The following is a 14,966-nucleotide window of genomic DNA, read 5'->3' as shown; positions in this document are numbered from 1 at the left end:
ATGATCTCAGGATTCAGCCTCCCGTCTGATGTGCCGCTCTTTCCACTGGAGGGAGCGCTCTTATTGCCCCGTAGCCGCCTACCGCTTCAGGTATTTGAGCCGCGATATTTGGCAATGGTTGAGGATTGTCTCAAGACGGATGATCGCATTTTGGGTCTAATTCAGCCTAAATCGGGCGGATTTCAGGATGTCGGTTGTGCTGGACGTATCGTTGGCTTCACCGAAACTGATGATGGGCGCTATATGATCACGCTCCTTGGGATGTCACGCTTTCAGATTTCGGATGTGCGGGAAGGGTTCAAACCCTATCTTCTGGCCTCTGCAAGCTGGGGGGAATATTCGCGTGATCTTGGCCCTGCTGAACAGGACCAAGAGTTCCCGCGCGACACGTTTTTGCCCACGCTCAAGAAGTATTTCAAAATTCGCGATCTTGAAACCGACTGGAGCAGCCTTGAGAACGCGGAGGATGAGTTGCTCATCAACTCTCTCTCAATGCTGTGTCCGTTCGAGCCGAAGGAAAAACAGCTTCTTCTCGAAGCGCAAACCCTCGCGGATCGCCGTCAGACGCTTCAGGCGTTACTGGAAATGGCCCTGCATTCAGGCCCGAAGAAGGAACAAATACAATGACAAACGAAGGTTCATTCGACCCTAAGATGCTCGAATCTCTCGTGTGTCCGATTTCGCATCAGCGTCTGGACTATGATGCGCAAGCGTCGGAACTTATCTCGAAATCGGCAAATTTGGCTTTTCCGATCCGCGACGGCATTCCTGTTATGCTCGTTGATGAAGCGCGTAAGCTCGACTAGATTTGCCGCCCTTGCAGCAGCTTGGGTAGTTCGCCAGTAAGCCCTGCCGCTTCGCGCATGAAACGACGTCGCACCGGTGGGAGGGCATTGACGATGCCCAGTCCGATATCCCGAACCGCACGAAGCGCGGGATTATCGTTTGAGAACAGAGCGTTAAACCCATCCGTCGCGCCCGCAAGCGCGTTGGTGTCGAAGCGGCGCCATTGTTGATACCGCTCTAGAACGTCGATCGCACCGATGTCTTCGCCGCGTCTTTTGGCCTCCACCACTACTTGCGCAAGTGCGCCGACATCTCGTAGGCCAAGGTTCAGCCCCTGTCCGGCAATTGGATGAATACCCTGTGCCGCATCCCCAACCAGCGCCGTCCGCTGCGCGATCTTTGCTTGCGCCATTGAAAGCACCAGAGGGTATGAGAAACGCCCCCCCGCAAGCGAGATTTCTCCGAGGAAGCTGCCGAAACGCGGTCTTAGTTCCTCTAGGAATGCATCATCGGAAAGCGACGAAATGCGCGCGGCGTTTTCGTGGGTTTCGCTCCAGACAATGGACGAAACATTTCCCGGAAGCGGTAGAATTGCCAGCGGACCTGCGGGCATGAAAAACTGATGCGCACAGCCATTATGCGGCTTTTCATGCGCAACAGCGGCAACGAGCGCGGTTTGACCGTAATCCTTGACGTTGCGTGAAATTCCCGCGCGCTCTGCTGTACCACTTTTCTTGCCATCCGAGCCAACAAGAAGCCGCGCCGAGATGGTCTTGCCGTTCGATAATGTGACCCTAACGCGGGTGTTATTGGTCTCTTGCGCGATAACGGTTTCACCAGAAATCGAGGTAATATTTTCCTGTGCATCCAACGCATTCAAGAGTGCGACCCGTAAGAACCGGTCCTCGACCATATAGCCCATCGGACCTTCTTCGAGTTCGGCATGATCGAAGTGAAGCATGAGAGGGGAGGGGCCTTCGCCCGCGCGACCATCGGTAACTTTGACGTCCAAAATCGGTTGCGAGTGGTCCGCGACCTCCGGCCAAACACCAAGCGCCGACAGCATTCGTTGCGAAGCCAGCGCAAGCGCATATCCGCGCCCATCGAAGGTATCCGATTTGCGCGTCTGTACTGGCAGGGCGTCAATCAGTGTCGTGGTCAACCCGGCTTGTGAAAATGCCAGTGCCATCGAGGCGCCATTCAATCCGCCGCCGACAATAAGAATATCTGTGTCAATGCTCATGAGAGTATATTGGCGTAAATCTCGGGATTGTCCATGCGTTCTGCTGTCGCTAGGGTCGCGACTCTAGGGCGCAGTTTGAGGATTGGATTATGGATTGGCTAAAGGCAACGGCTTCGGATTTGGGGCGTGGAATTGGCGCGGGCGAGATTAACCCCGTTGAGCTGACCGAAGCATATCTGGAGGCAATCGCCGCTTCCGAACTAAGCCCTCGTATCTATACCCAAGTCACCGCCAAACGCGCGCGTTCCGAAGCCGAAGCAGCCCGTAAGAGAGCGCAAAACGAGGCGCGTTTGGGACTATTGGATGGTGTTCCCGTCAGTTGGAAGGATCTCTTCGATAGTGCAGGCATCGCGACTGAGGCGGGCTCAGACCTGCTAAGCGGTCGCGTCCCGAGCGAGGATGCAGAGGTCCTAAGGACGGCGACTCTTTCGGGGTCGGTTTGCCTTGGCAAAACGCATTTGTCGGAGTTGGCATTCTCTGGGCTTGGCCTAAATCCAGTCAAAGAAACACCGCCCTGTGTGAACGATATGGAAGCAGTTGCAGGCGGTAGTTCGTCTGGCGCTGCGACATCGGTGGCGTTTGGGCTTGCACCCATTTCCATCGGTTCCGACACTGGCGGCTCGGTGCGTATTCCTGCGGCATGGAATGATCTGGTTGGGCTGAAAACCACTGCGGGGCGTGTTTCCTGTAGGGGTGCTGTACCGCTTTGTGAGCGCTTCGATACCGTCGGGCCGCTCGCTCGCTCCGTCGAAGATGCCGCGCAGATGCTCGCAATGCTCGAAGGGGGTAAACCCGCGGATCTAGAAGGCGCAACGGTAAAGGGATTGCGGGTTTGTGTGCTCAAGACCATCGCCCAAGATGACCTTGATGCAAGCGCGTCGAAAGGGTTTGAACAGGCTCTATCCCAGCTAAATTCGGCAGGAATCGTTGCGGCGGATTTTGAATTTTCCGCATTGAACGAGGCCATGGATTTCTCTCCGGTTTTGTTCTCGGCGGAGGCGTACGGCATCTGGAAATCCGAGATTGAAGCCGCGCCAGAAAAGATGTTTCCACCTATTCTAGAACGCTTTCGAAGCGGCAAAGATGTGCTTGCGGCCGACTACGTTGCTGCATGGCGCCGTCTTGAGGTGATCCGGCACGAATGGGCCGCGGCATCGTCAAGCTTTGATGTGGTTGTTCTTCCAACTGCACCGATTATGCCGCCCAAGCATCAGAGACTTTTGGACGACAAGGACTACTACGTTGAGCAAAATTTGATGACGCTGCGCAACACGCGAATTGGCAACTTACTGGGTTTATCGGCTCTAACATTGCCCACAAGCGTTCCTTCGGCGGGATTCATGATGCTCGGTGGGCCGATGCAGGAAGAGGCGCTGTTGCGTTATGGGTGCGCGGCCGAAGATATCGTTAAATCCTAGGCTGGCCTAAAAGACACATCATTCTCGCCAAGCGGCAGAAAAAATTGGCGTTTTTCTGGACCAAAGCGCCCCGCGCCGCTACTCTGGGCGAATAACGGGGCGTTAATGATCCCGACATTGAGGCACATATGGTATTTCCAGAGCGGTTTTCGAACCTGCCAGAATACGCGTTTCCGCGTCTGCGAACCCTATTGGATTCGCACGCCCCTGGGGGTGACCCTATCGCTATGACCATCGGCGAGCCGCAACACGCGAGCCCGTCATTTGTCTCTGAGGTTATTGCCGAGAACGCGGCTGGATTTAACAAATATCCTCCGAACGATGGCGCGCCAGAATTGCTTGATGCCATCTCGGGCTGGATAAAACGCCGTTATGATATCGCAATTCCGAGTGCTCAGATCATGGCGCTGAACGGAACGCGTGAAGGATTGTACAACGCCGCGATGGCGCTTTGCCCTGAGGAAAAGAACGGCAAGCCCGTCGTTTTGGTTCCAAATCCGTTCTATCAAGTTTACGCAATCGCGGCGATTTCGGTTGTTGCCGAAACTGTATTTGTCCCCGCAACGGCCGAGACGGGCTTCTTGCCTGACTACGCTTCGTTGCCGCCAGAAGTTCTGTCACGCGTGGCAATTGCATATATCTGTTCCCCGTCAAATCCGCAGGGCACAGTTGCGGATCGTGATTATTGGAAGTCCCTGATTGCTCTGGCCGAGGAGTACGACTTCCAGATTTTCGCCGATGAATGCTATTCCGAGATTTACCGTGGTGAAGCACCCGCAGGCGCGTTACAGGTGGCGCTTGAGATGGGTGCCGACCCCGAGCGGGTTGTAATTTTCCACTCGCTATCCAAACGATCAAACCTCCCTGGTTTGCGCTCTGGATTTGTTGCGGGTGGTCCTGAAACGATGGCGCGTGTTCGTTTGCTTAGAGCCTATTCCGGCGCACCTTTGCCCTTGCCGCTTCAGCTTGCCGCTGCGCGCGTATGGCAGGACGAGGCGCACGTGGTGGCGAACCGCGCGCTATATGATGAGAAATTCGCGATTGCGGATGAGATATTTAAGGACGTCGAGGGGTACATTTCACCGGATGCAGGGTTTTTCCTATGGCTTCCAGTGAATGACGGCGAGCAAGCCGCTCTCGATATTTGGCGCAAGACAGGCGTTCGGGTGCTCCCCGGAGCTTATCTCAGTCGCGAAGTTAATGGATTTAATCCGGGTGCAGGGTACATTCGTGTAGCCCTTGTCGCCCCAAAAGAAGAGATGCGGGCGGGTCTTATGAAGATTCGGAACTGCATTTACAATGAGGGACAGTAGAGTATGGCTTACCAAACAAGACAACGTGATCCATTGTTAGACACCAATGTTCAGGCCGCGCTCGAAAAACGTGGCAAGGAACTTGTGGGTATCGCCATGATCGTCGCAGGTGTTTTGGTCTCCATGATGCTCGCGTCCTACTCGCCGACTGATCCAAGCTGGTTCTCGGCGACGAGTGCTCCGATTCAAAACTGGTTGGGCGGATTTGGCGCGGCGATTGCTTCGCCGCTGTTCATCATCGCGGGTATTGCCAGTTGGGGTGTGCCGATCGCCTTGATCGGATGGGGAGTTCGCCTCGTTGCGCACCAAGGCGCTGAACGTGCGCTCTCGCGTCTGATTTTCGTGCCGATCTGGATCGCGATATTCTCTGTTCATGCCGAAACCTATGCGCCCTCCGCTGATTGGAGTCACAGCTTTGGGTTGGGCGGAATGTTCGGCGAGATGGTTTCTGGCGGACTATTGAACGGAATTGGCATTACGACGACCGTTGGTTTCAAGATATTCTCGCTGGTGACGGGCGTTTTGATGTTGGTGGCTGGTTTCTTTGTTCTGGGCTTTACCAAACCTGAGCTGCGTTTGATCGGGCGCTTTTTACTCGTTGGTCTGATTATGGGCTATGCCCGTTTGATGAACCTCATGGGGCGTGGCGCGAGCGAAGCAATGTTGGCCGCAAAACGCGCCAAAGAGAACCGCGAAAGCCGCCGTCAAGAAGCCGCCCTCATGGCGCAAGGAGCGGCGCAGTATGCCGATTTTGAGGAGCGCGGCGCGCAACCCGCTGGTTATGGTGAACTGACTGAGCCGCCCTTACGTGCGCAGGTTGTCCGCTCAGAGCCTGTAATTGAGCCACATGTTCAGCCTCAAGCCGAGGCGCAACCTTCGCCAAAGCCAAGTTTGTTGGCCCGCGTTCCCCTTATGAAAAAGCGCGCACCGGCGCCTGTTCATATCGAGCCGGAATTGACTGCGCAACAGCCAGAGGAAATGGATGACGAAGAGCGCATCAAGGCACGTATCTCAAACGTAATCAAATCGCGCGTTCGCGCAGCGCCGCGCGTCGCCACAGTGCGTGCGGAGCCGCAACTCAAGCGCCCAAAGGGGCCGAACCCGTTGGTATTGAGTGCAGAACCTCCTCAGGCTTCTGTGTATGACGATTACCCCGATGAGGCGGTGATAGAGCCTGTTTCCGAGCAACCCTATGTGGAAGAACCGCCTGTTGCGCGGCCCCAGATGGTTGCGCCACAAATCCCTGCGGCGCCTATCACCAAGCCCGTGGTTCAGCACAATGTGCGCAAGCCTATTCAACCATCAAGCCGTGCCCAAGCCGAGGCGCAGCCAGCACTTCAGTTTGATGAGCAAGCTGATCAATTTGAACTCCCACCACTTTCGCTCTTGGCGAGTCCGGATTCGATTCAGCGTCATCATCTCTCTGACGAAGCGCTCGAAGAGAACGCGCGGATGTTGGAGAACGTTCTGGATGACTATGGCGTAAAGGGTGAAATCGTAGCGGTACGTCCGGGTCCGGTTGTGACCATGTACGAACTAGAGCCAGCGCCCGGCCTCAAGGCGAGCCGAGTAATCGGCCTTGCCGACGATATCGCGCGTTCGATGTCTGCGCTTTCTGCGCGTGTTTCCACCGTTCCCGGGCGTTCGGTGATCGGGATCGAACTTCCGAATGAGAACCGCGAAATGGTTGTACTTCGCGAAATTCTCTCTGCACGTGATTTCGGCGATACCGGAATGAAGCTGCCACTTGCCTTGGGTAAGGATATCGGTGGCGAGCCAATCGTCGCTAACCTTGCCAAGATGCCTCACCTTCTGATTGCGGGTACAACGGGTTCGGGTAAGTCGGTCGCGATCAACACGATGATCCTGTCGCTTCTGTATAAACTTACGCCAGAAGAGTGCCGCCTGATCATGATCGACCCCAAGATGCTTGAACTTAGCGTCTATGACGGCATCCCGCATCTTCTTAGCCCAGTTGTAACAGACCCTAAGAAGGCTGTTGTGGCCCTGAAATGGGTCGTGGGCGAGATGGAAGAGCGCTATCGCAAGATGTCCAAGATGGGTGTTCGGAATATCGACGGCTATAACGGACGCGTACGCGATGCGCTCGCCAAGAACGAGATGTTCAGCCGCACCGTTCAGACCGGTTTTGATGATGAAACGGGCGATCCAGTCTTTGAGACAGAGGAATTCGCGCCCGAGAAGATGCCATACATTGTTGTTGTCGTCGACGAGATGGCCGACCTTATGATGGTTGCGGGCAAAGAGATCGAGGCCTGCATCCAACGCCTTGCGCAAATGGCGCGTGCGTCGGGTATTCACCTTATTATGGCGACACAGCGCCCATCGGTCGACGTGATCACCGGTACGATCAAGGCAAACTTCCCGACTCGGATTTCGTTCCAAGTCACCAGCAAGATCGACAGCCGCACGATCCTTGGCGAAATGGGTGCCGAGCAGCTCTTGGGTATGGGCGACATGCTCTATATGGCGGGTGGTAGCAAAATCACGCGTATTCACGGCCCGTTCTGTAGCGACGAAGAAGTCGAGGAAATCGTTAATCACCTCAAGGCTTATGGCGCGCCTGAATATAAATCAGGTATCGTTGACGGCCCCGATGAGGACACCGAGAGCAACATCGACCTCGTTCTTGGTTTGGGTGGCAACACAAATGGCGAAGATGCGCTATACGATCAAGCGGTTGCGATTGTTCTGAAGGATCGCAAATGCTCGACCTCGTATATCCAACGCAAGCTCTCGATTGGCTATAACAAGGCCGCGCGCCTCGTAGAGCAGATGGAAGACGAGAACCTCGTTTCCCCTGCTAACCATGTAGGTAAACGTGAAATTCTGGTGCCCGAACAGTAGGTATCGGCAAATAAACGCTTTGTGATTAGGGTTGGCTGGCAATTCCACCGAAAGCGGCTAAGTATGTTCGTATGAAACATTTACGCCTCCTTTTGGTGCCAGTGCTGGCAACCTTTCTCGCTCTTCCTGCTGCGGCAGAAAAGCTCTCGTTGAACACGCTTTCAAACTATTTCAATAGTTTTGAAACCGCCCAGAGCCGGTTTACACAGATCAACGCGGATGGATCTAAGTCTGCGGGAACTCTGTATATGCGCCGCCCTGGGCGCGCACGGTTCGAATATGATCCGCCCAATGAGGCGCTTGTTATCGCGGGTGGTGGGCAAGTTGCGATCTTTGATCAGAAATCCAACGCTGGCCCCGAGCAATACCCCCTAAGCCGCACCCCACTGAGCATCATTCTCGCCAAGCGCGTGAACCTAGCACAGGCGCGCATGGTTACAGGGCACGGAACGCGCGGAACTGATACCGTTGTGCGTGCTCGTGACCCTCAGAAGCCAGAATATGGAAGTATTGATTTGATTTTCGCGGCGAATCCAACGCGGCTGATCGAGTGGATTATCAACGACCCATCCGGAAGTAAAACGCGCGTTATTCTGAGTAACTTCAAGACGGGCGGGAACATGCCCGCCAGCCTCTTTGATATCACGCTAGCCGCGAATAGGCGTTAATGAGGCACTATGCCTTGCCGCATTGTTTTAGCTGGGCGTGGTAAAGCCGCGCCCGCGCATCAACACTGTTGGCAACATTAACCAGCCATGGTTTAGAGCGGTAAGACCCACGGGCATAACCCGCACGTCCTTCGTGATAGGCAAGGTATTGGTTGGCCGCATCGCCCTTGGAAATACCAAGCTTGCGTGTGGTTTCGTCCATGTACCACCCCATGAAATCCACGGCATCGCCAAAGTCGTCCCGCTTGGCCCCTCGGCCGCCGCGCACGTCTTTGTACTCGTCCCAAGTCGCATCAAGTGCCTGACTATATCCATATGCAGAGCTTTGACGCCCCATCGGGATCACACCTAGAACGAATTGGTGTGGCGTTCGCGCATTGCCCACGAACTTGCTCTCTTGATAAAGAGTCGCCATTTGTACGCTGATTGGAACACCCCAACGCCGTTGGGTGCGTTTCATTTCTTTATAATATTTACCGCGCTCTTTGAGGATCGCACAGGCGTCGTTGAGGTTGCGCGGGGCAGAATAGTTACCCCCACCGCAAGCGGCGACCAAGATCATCAATGCTGTTGCGCGAAGAAGTCTGCTCATATGCCCCTCGCTTATATTTTGTCCTAGGATAGCGCAAAACTATCGCCGGATAAATAACAAACCTATAACTTTAGATCATGAAACCGAGAGCAAGCGGAATTACGGCAACCGAGAGCAGCGTGGATACCACCACAAGCCCTGCCACCGCATTTGAATCTGCACCGTATTTTTCCGCAAGCATATAGGAGGTAACGGCCACTGGGGTTCCGACCTGAAGGACCAGTACCGCCAGCGCTACATGCGGAAGTTCAAGCCAGATACCTACGCCCGCCGCGAACCCTACACAGAGCGCCGCCTTGAGAAGGGAAAGCCAGAATGCTTGTCCCAAACGTCCCGGTTTAAGCCGCGCAACTGCCACGCCGAGCGTCACGAGCATAAGAGGAATCGCCATCTGTCCAACGAGTTCAAGCGCGTTGGTTAAGAAAGTGGGCGTCGTCCAGCCCTGCCACATAAAGATCCCGCCAAGGATCGTGGCGCCGACCATCGGCTCTTTCACAACTTTGCGAATGCTACCCCCACCCGACACAACCCAGACACCAAAGGTGAAGCTCCAGATCGCCATGACCGCAAACACAACAATCGCATACGCAAAGCCCTCTTCGCCAAATGCGAAATACGCAAGGGGAAGGCCGACATTGCCTGTGTTACTGAAAATGAGAGGCGGAAGGAAACTCCGCATTTCGAGGTTAAGTGCTTTAACCACAAGGTAAAATACAAGCGTAAGCACCCCGTAGGTTAATACGCTCGCAAGCAGAAGGAGAGAGAGCGCGCTTGGTTCAATTTCGGTTTCCATCAGCGCGACAAAGATCAAAGCAGGCACCGAAAGGGTCATCGCAAGGCCCGTTACGAACTGAACTCGGTACTCAAATCCAAAGAAAACCCAGAAATATCCGATCGAGGCGAGGATGAAAACAGGGGCGACAATTTCGATAACTGTTAAAACTATGTCCACAGTTTGTTTCCATCAAAATTCGTCTCAAACATGGACAATCCCCTCGTCGATTGAGTAGTAATCATATAGGGGGCATGTAAGCAATGCTGAAAACACGAGCCAAATATTATCTTGGTCAGGTGGTGCGCCACCGGAAACATCCCTTCCGAGGGGTGGTGTTTGACGTGGATGCAATGTTCTCGAATACCGACGAATGGTACGAAGCCATCCCAGAAGGCAGCCGACCCAAGAAGGACCAGCCGTTCTATCATCTGCTCGCAGAAAATGACCAAAGCTACTATGTGGCTTATGTCTCGGAGCAGAACCTTGTCGCGGACTACACCGGCGTCCCCGTAAGCCACCCAGATGTGGGTGACTTGTTCGGAGATTTTGAGGACGGAAGTTACCCGCTACAGGTTCAACTCAACTAATATCCCAGCGCACAGCCGTCCTTGCGTGGGTCTGATGCACCCTGAAGCACGCCATTTTCATCATCAATAAGGATCGCCTGTGCGCCACCAATCGCGGTGTCGGGCGTGACAACGTTGTGGCCGAGATCCGCAAGTTCCTGACGTACAGAGTTGGAATATCCGTTCTCAACTTTCATCTCACCAGCGTCCGAGAAACTGCGCGGCGCATCGATTGCTTGTTGTGGGTGCATGCCGAAATCTACAAGGTTAGAGACAAATCGCGCATGTCCGTTGGGTTGATATGCGCCGCCCATTACACCGAATGGCATAATGACCTTGCCGTTCTTCTTGAGCATTCCGGGAATGATGGTGTGCATTGGGCGCTTGCCACCTGCCGCTTCATTTGGGTGCCCCTCTTCGAGGGTGAACCCAGCGCCGCGGTTCTGAAATAGGATGCCGAACTTATCAGAGGCAAGTCCCGATCCAAAGCTGTGGAAGATCGAGTAAATGAGCGAAACGGCCATGCAATCTTTATCAACGACCGTGATATAGATTGTGTCCTTGTGGACAGACTCGCTGAGCTTCTGTGCAGAGGCCATAGCACGCTTCGGATCAATCAGCGCAGCCAAATCAGATGCGGTTTCGGGCGCAAGCATATGCGCGAGGCGCTGGATGTGGTCGGGATCGGAAATAAACCGATTCCGGGCATCATAGGCAAGTTTGGCTGCCTCTGCTTCGATATGCGCGCGCTGGCTTCCGAAGGCATCCATGCCCGCAATATCAAAATGGCTAAGGATGTTGTTCATCAAAATCGCCGTCGCGCCTTGGCCGTTCGGCGGATGCTCAACGAGTTCCAAATCCTTGTAGGTCCCCGATACTGGGGTCGTATAATCACAGGCCGTGTTGGCAAAATCATCAAGCGTGTGCGTGCCGCCAAGCGCATTCAACGAGCTCACCATATCTTCGGCAACTTCGCCGGTGTAGAACGCATCGCGCCCGTCAATCGCAATGCGGCGCAGTACCTCTGCTTGTTCAGGAGAACGGAATACTTGCCCTACTTCGGGGCATTTCCCGTCGATAAGGTAATAATCTCGCGCAACACCCTGAAGGCTGCTCTCGGCGAGCTTCCAGTCGCTTTGAGTGCGCGGCGCAACGGGTACGCCCGCCTCTGCGTAATGAATTGCAGGTGCAAGTGCGCCGGCGATGCCAACCTTGCCCCAATCTTTGGAGAGCTTGCAGAACGCATCAATTGCACCGGGCACCGTAACGGCATCCGCGGTATTCAGAGGCATCGCCTTAAGCCCCTTGGCGCGTAATTTTTCCGAGGATAGGCCCGCAGGAGCGCGGCCCGAACCGTTCAGCGCAACGACCTCGTCACTATCCGAGGGCTTGAGGAGTACAAAGCAATCGCCGCCAATACCGGTCATTTGCGGCTCGCAAATCCCTAATGTCACTGCACCCGCAATCGCGGCATCCACGGCATTACCGCCCGACTCGAGAACTTGAACGGCAATCTTCGCGGCCAACGGGTGCGATGTGGCGCACATCCCATTTTGAGCAAAGACAGGGGAACGGCCAGGAAGGTGAAAATCGCGCATGAATACTCCTTAGTTTCAGAAGCGTAGACTAGACTCGCGATTCCGGATTTCCAAGGTGGATTTGCGCTAATCGTTCCTCGACGCTGCGCATCAGGTGGGGGCTATCTGCCACAGCGTCGAGGGAAGCTTTGTTAGCTACCCTTTTTCTATGATCCCCGTTTTGGGCGTCGCTAAGGAGTGAATTGGGCAATTTAGGGGCGGCAACGATAACCCAGACAGAACCGAAGCCGGTTTTCGCACCCTGTGCGGACATAGGATAGGTCGTGGGAAAGCTCATGAATGAGCATCCATCCCCAGCCTCCTTCAGGAAGGTTCGCGCCGTTTTCAAGCTTTGGAATATGCGCCGAGGGAAGCGAGCGGTTCGGCATCGGCAATCCATGATCAACGACTTCAAACGCAAGGGCGGATTCTTGGAAATCGATCCGTAGGCGTATCGTCCCGCGCCCACCATCAGGATAGGCATGCTCAACGATGTTGTTCAATACCTCCGCGACGACCAGCTCAACCTTGCTGCAATCAGCCTCAGAGAAATTGAGCGCGCGTAGTTTGGCCAACAGCTTGAGAATGGTCGCGCGCACATCCATCGCGTCACTCACGAGTGTCAGTTCAAGAGGAGAAGCGCCGCATTTCTCAGGCATATCCAGAGGTTCTCTCATCTAGGTTCGTGGCCCGCTACGCGTTGCTTAATGCTTCTTCGGCACTGTTATAGATTTGAAAAACCGTATCCATCCGCGTGAGTTTGAAAACTTTACCAACTGCGGGCGTCAATCCAGCGATATCTAGTCGGCGATTCGTGCCTAGTTGCTTCATCGCCGCAACCACCGCGCCGAGTCCGCTACTGTCCAAAAACGTGACATTCGAAAGGTCGAGAACAACTCTTGCCTCGCCGTTTTCCGTTATTTCGCGCATTTTATCTTTGAATTGCACCGCAGCGGCGGAATCAATGCGCGCGGCTTCTACGCGAGCGACGAGAGTGTTTTTTGTGTTAAGAGTCGAAATATCCACGTTCAATCTCCGATAATTGATACGCACGAGGGTAGACGGCAGACGTTACCATTCGGTAAGCATTTTCGAGAGAGCGCCAGAAAAAAGGGTATTCCCATGAGAGAAGTTGTAATTACAGGGGCCGCACGCACGCCGATGGCGGGCCTTCAGGGGGACTTTGCGGATGTGCCCGCTGCCGATTTGGGCGGAGCGGCGATAAAAGCGGCGCTGGAAGGTGCACAAGTAGAGACATCTGACGTTCAGGAATTGCTGATGGGTTGTGTGCTCGGAGCGGGTCAGGGACAGGCGCCCGCGCGTCAGGCGGGATTTGCCGCTGGTCTTGGCGATGAAGTGCCAGCGACGACCCTTAACAAGATGTGTGGATCTGGCATGAAAACGACGATGGTCGGTTTCGATCAGGTTGCATTGGGACAGTCCGATATCGTGGTTACAGGTGGCATGGAGAGCATGACGCTCGCGCCCTACTTACTCCCCAAGATGCGAGGCGGCGCACGTATTGGGCATGGTCAGGTCGTAGATTCTATGTTCCTAGATGGCCTCGAAGATGCGTATGACAAAGGTCGCCTTATGGGGACGTTTGCGGAAGATTGCGCAGAGAAATACCAATTCACCCGCGAGGCGCAGGACGCGTTCGCGCTTTCTTCACTCTCACGTGCCATTGCTGCGCATGAGTCAGGTGGTTTTGCCAAAGAGATTACCCCCGTCACCGTAAAAACACGCCGTGGAGAGACCGTGGTTGATCATGACGAACAGCCAGCTAAGGCGCGGCCCGAAAAAATTCCGACGTTGCGCCCTGCGTTTCGCAAGGACGGCACTGTTACTGCGGCGAATGCGTCATCGATTTCCGATGGTGCAGCGGCGCTTGTTCTGGCTGATGCCGAGACTGCTGCGGCCAAGGGCCTACCTGTTCGGGCGCGTATCCTTGGCCACGCGAGCCATGCCCAAGCTCCGGGTTGGTTCACCACCGCGCCGGTGCCCGCTGCGCAAAAGCTGTTGGATCGCTTGGGGTGGAGCGTTGAGGATGTGGATCTTTGGGAGGTCAATGAGGCCTTTGCAGTTGTTCCTATGGCCTTCATGGCAGAGATGGGCGTACCCCATGACAAGTTGAACGTGAACGGCGGGGCCTGCGCGCTGGGCCACCCGATCGGTGCATCGGGGGCGCGGATTATTGTGACGCTTCTGAACGCACTTGAGGCGCGCGGGCTAAAGCGTGGCGTCGCGGCGATCTGTATCGGCGGAGGCGAGGGCACAGCCATCGCAATTGAACGACCATGACGGTGGATTATTCAACGCTCGCCAAAACGATCGCGAGCCTGACAGACGGCGAGACAGATGAGGTCGCCCTCATGGCAACGGTCACCTGCGAAGTGCACCATTCGGATGCCCGTTTTGACTGGACGGGGTTCTATCGGAACGTGGGTTACGACTTGCTGAAAATCGGTCCTTATCAAGGGGGGCACGGTTGTTTGCAAATACCGTTCTCGCGCGGGGTATGTGGGGCAGCGGCACGTTCACAAGAGGTGCAGCTTGTCCCCGACGTGCACGCATTTGAGGGGCACATCGCTTGCGCAAGTAGCACAAGATCCGAGCTTGTATTGCCGGTGATCGGCAAAGGTGGCCGTTTGATCGGTGTGTTTGATATCGACAGCGATCAGCCAGACGCATTCAACCAAACGGATGCAGACTCTATTGCTGGCATTTTGGCGGATGTATTTGGTGACGTGTAGGGAGTAAGCCCATGAAAGGAAGTTGTCTTTGCGGCGAGGTGGCCTTTGAGATTGAAGGTGCGCTCAACCCACCTGTGGCGTGCCACTGTAGCCAATGCCGCAAGACATCTGGCCATTACTGGTGTGCGGCGCAGGCAGTGGAGTCGGGCCTAAAGCTTACGAAATCATCGACGCTTACTTGGTTTCGCTCCTCGGATTACGCCAAGCGCGGGTTCTGTAATGCGTGTGGAAGTTCCCTTTTCTGGAAAATGGACACTGAAACAACCATTTCCGTCGCCATGGGCGCACTTGAGCCGCCGACAGATATGAAAATTCGGGCGCATATCTTTGTGGCGGACAAGGGAGATTATTATGAAATCGAGGACGGGCCGGAACAACTGGCCAAATACTAGCTTTTCAAATATCAC

The 14,966-nt window shown here is 54.9% G+C and carries 16 protein-coding genes; 10 read left to right on the top strand and 6 right to left on the bottom strand.

Going from position 1 to position 14,966, the window contains the following annotated elements; genetic code table 11:
• Both ACFE33_RS01035 and ACFE33_RS01030 read left to right on the top strand, forming a co-directional pair.
• Window positions 1–627, top strand: coding sequence for an LON peptidase substrate-binding domain-containing protein (locus ACFE33_RS01035; protein WP_380055720.1), 627 nt, complete (start codon window positions 1–3; stop codon window positions 625–627).
• The gene (locus ACFE33_RS01030; protein WP_380055717.1) at window positions 624–806 is read left to right on the top strand and encodes a Trm112 family protein; all 183 of its coding nucleotides are present in this window, start codon (window positions 624–626) and stop codon (window positions 804–806) included. Before ACFE33_RS01035 ends, ACFE33_RS01030 begins: the two co-directional genes overlap by 4 nt.
• On the opposite strand, the gene ACFE33_RS01025 is transcribed toward ACFE33_RS01030, so the two are convergent.
• Window positions 803–2,029, bottom strand: coding sequence for an FAD-dependent monooxygenase (locus ACFE33_RS01025; RefSeq protein WP_380055715.1), 1,227 nt, complete (start codon window positions 2,027–2,029; stop codon window positions 803–805). The two genes, ACFE33_RS01030 and ACFE33_RS01025, sit on opposite strands and share 4 nt — an antisense overlap.
• An 86-nt stretch (window positions 2,030–2,115) precedes the next feature.
• Between ACFE33_RS01025 and ACFE33_RS01020 the strand changes: the two genes are divergently transcribed.
• The 4 genes from ACFE33_RS01020 to ACFE33_RS01005 all read left to right on the top strand — a co-directional run bounded on the left by ACFE33_RS01020 (window position 2,116) and on the right by ACFE33_RS01005 (window position 8,296).
• Window positions 2,116–3,447, top strand: coding sequence for an amidase (locus ACFE33_RS01020; RefSeq protein ID WP_380058624.1), 1,332 nt, complete (start codon window positions 2,116–2,118; stop codon window positions 3,445–3,447).
• 128 nt (window positions 3,448–3,575) lie between these two features.
• Window positions 3,576–4,760: an aminotransferase class I/II-fold pyridoxal phosphate-dependent enzyme gene (locus ACFE33_RS01015; RefSeq protein ID WP_380055712.1), complete on the top strand. Its 1,185-nt coding sequence runs from the start codon at window positions 3,576–3,578 to the stop codon at window positions 4,758–4,760.
• 3 nt (window positions 4,761–4,763) lie between these two features.
• Window positions 4,764–7,628 (top strand): DNA translocase FtsK 4TM domain-containing protein, encoded by a 2,865-nt coding sequence (locus ACFE33_RS01010; RefSeq protein WP_380055709.1) that lies wholly within the window; start codon window positions 4,764–4,766, stop codon window positions 7,626–7,628.
• 71 nt (window positions 7,629–7,699) lie between these two features.
• Window positions 7,700–8,296: an outer membrane lipoprotein carrier protein LolA gene (locus tag ACFE33_RS01005; RefSeq protein WP_380055706.1), complete on the top strand. Its 597-nt coding sequence runs from the start codon at window positions 7,700–7,702 to the stop codon at window positions 8,294–8,296.
• 7 nt (window positions 8,297–8,303) lie between these two features.
• Here the strand turns inward: ACFE33_RS01005 and ACFE33_RS01000 are convergent, their stop codons facing one another.
• Entirely contained in the window at window positions 8,304–8,888 is a 585-nt protein-coding gene (locus ACFE33_RS01000) for a lytic transglycosylase (protein WP_380055703.1), read from the bottom strand.
• 70 nt (window positions 8,889–8,958) lie between these two features.
• Window positions 8,959–9,840: an AEC family transporter gene (locus ACFE33_RS00995; protein ID WP_380055700.1), complete on the bottom strand. Its 882-nt coding sequence runs from the start codon at window positions 9,838–9,840 to the stop codon at window positions 8,959–8,961.
• Between the two features lie 83 nt (window positions 9,841–9,923).
• On the opposite strand from ACFE33_RS00995, the gene hspQ reads away from it, so the two are divergent.
• Window positions 9,924–10,250, top strand: a complete 327-nt coding sequence (gene hspQ, locus ACFE33_RS00990) for a heat shock protein HspQ (protein WP_380055698.1) — start codon at window positions 9,924–9,926, stop codon at window positions 10,248–10,250.
• Here hspQ and ACFE33_RS00985 read toward each other — a convergent pair.
• The 3 genes from ACFE33_RS00985 to ACFE33_RS00975 form a co-directional block, all read right to left on the bottom strand.
• Entirely contained in the window at window positions 10,247–11,827 is a 1,581-nt protein-coding gene (locus ACFE33_RS00985) for a gamma-glutamyltransferase family protein (RefSeq protein ID WP_380055695.1), read from the bottom strand. The genes hspQ and ACFE33_RS00985 overlap by 4 nt on opposite strands.
• 191 nt (window positions 11,828–12,018) lie before the next feature.
• Window positions 12,019–12,483, bottom strand: a complete 465-nt coding sequence (locus ACFE33_RS00980) for an ATP-binding protein (protein WP_380055692.1) — start codon at window positions 12,481–12,483, stop codon at window positions 12,019–12,021.
• 16 nt (window positions 12,484–12,499) lie between these two features.
• Complete coding sequence (locus tag ACFE33_RS00975; protein ID WP_380055690.1) at window positions 12,500–12,832, bottom strand: STAS domain-containing protein; 333 nt, start codon at window positions 12,830–12,832, stop codon at window positions 12,500–12,502.
• Between the two features lie 96 nt (window positions 12,833–12,928).
• On the opposite strand from ACFE33_RS00975, the gene ACFE33_RS00970 reads away from it, so the two are divergent.
• Genes ACFE33_RS00970 through ACFE33_RS00960 form a run of 3 tightly spaced genes read left to right on the top strand, consistent with a single transcriptional unit; the run spans window position 12,929 to window position 14,951 of the window.
• Window positions 12,929–14,107 carry a thiolase family protein gene (locus ACFE33_RS00970; protein WP_380055688.1) on the top strand — a complete coding sequence of 393 codons (1,179 nt, stop codon included), beginning with the start codon at window positions 12,929–12,931 and terminating at the stop codon, window positions 14,105–14,107.
• A complete protein-coding gene (locus ACFE33_RS00965) occupies window positions 14,104–14,559 on the top strand; it encodes a GAF domain-containing protein (RefSeq protein WP_380055686.1) in 456 nt (151 codons plus the stop codon). Before ACFE33_RS00970 ends, ACFE33_RS00965 begins: the two co-directional genes overlap by 4 nt.
• A gap of 11 nt (window positions 14,560–14,570) precedes the next feature.
• On the top strand, window positions 14,571–14,951 hold the full coding sequence (locus ACFE33_RS00960; protein WP_380055683.1) for a GFA family protein: 381 nt from the start codon (window positions 14,571–14,573) through the stop codon (window positions 14,949–14,951).
• Window positions 14,952–14,966: the final 15 nt, after the last annotated feature.

It is taken from the genome of Falsihalocynthiibacter sp. SS001 (genome assembly GCF_042445055.1).
Taxonomy (GTDB): Bacteria; Pseudomonadota; Alphaproteobacteria; order Rhodobacterales; family Rhodobacteraceae; genus Falsihalocynthiibacter.
The sequence above is the reverse complement of the archived record's forward strand: the minus strand, read 5'-3'. Positions and strand labels throughout refer to the sequence as shown.

Coding starts and splice junctions, on each gene's coding strand:
- ACFE33_RS01015 (WP_380055712.1), top strand. CDS start 3,576: ATGGTATTTCCAGAGCGGTTTTCGAACCTGCCAGAATACGCGTTTCCG.
- ACFE33_RS01025 (WP_380055715.1), bottom strand. CDS start 2,029: ATGAGCATTGACACAGATATTCTTATTGTCGGCGGCGGATTGAATGGC.
- ACFE33_RS01035 (WP_380055720.1), top strand. CDS start 1: ATGATCTCAGGATTCAGCCTCCCGTCTGATGTGCCGCTCTTTCCACTG.
- ACFE33_RS00980 (WP_380055692.1), bottom strand. CDS start 12,483: ATGAGAGAACCTCTGGATATGCCTGAGAAATGCGGCGCTTCTCCTCTT.
- ACFE33_RS00970 (WP_380055688.1), top strand. CDS start 12,929: ATGAGAGAAGTTGTAATTACAGGGGCCGCACGCACGCCGATGGCGGGC.
- ACFE33_RS01010 (WP_380055709.1), top strand. CDS start 4,764: ATGGCTTACCAAACAAGACAACGTGATCCATTGTTAGACACCAATGTT.
- hspQ (WP_380055698.1), top strand. CDS start 9,924: ATGCTGAAAACACGAGCCAAATATTATCTTGGTCAGGTGGTGCGCCAC.
- ACFE33_RS00960 (WP_380055683.1), top strand. CDS start 14,571: ATGAAAGGAAGTTGTCTTTGCGGCGAGGTGGCCTTTGAGATTGAAGGT.
- ACFE33_RS01030 (WP_380055717.1), top strand. CDS start 624: ATGACAAACGAAGGTTCATTCGACCCTAAGATGCTCGAATCTCTCGTG.
- ACFE33_RS00965 (WP_380055686.1), top strand. CDS start 14,104: ATGACGGTGGATTATTCAACGCTCGCCAAAACGATCGCGAGCCTGACA.
- ACFE33_RS00985 (WP_380055695.1), bottom strand. CDS start 11,827: ATGCGCGATTTTCACCTTCCTGGCCGTTCCCCTGTCTTTGCTCAAAAT.
- ACFE33_RS01000 (WP_380055703.1), bottom strand. CDS start 8,888: ATGAGCAGACTTCTTCGCGCAACAGCATTGATGATCTTGGTCGCCGCT.
- ACFE33_RS01005 (WP_380055706.1), top strand. CDS start 7,700: ATGAAACATTTACGCCTCCTTTTGGTGCCAGTGCTGGCAACCTTTCTC.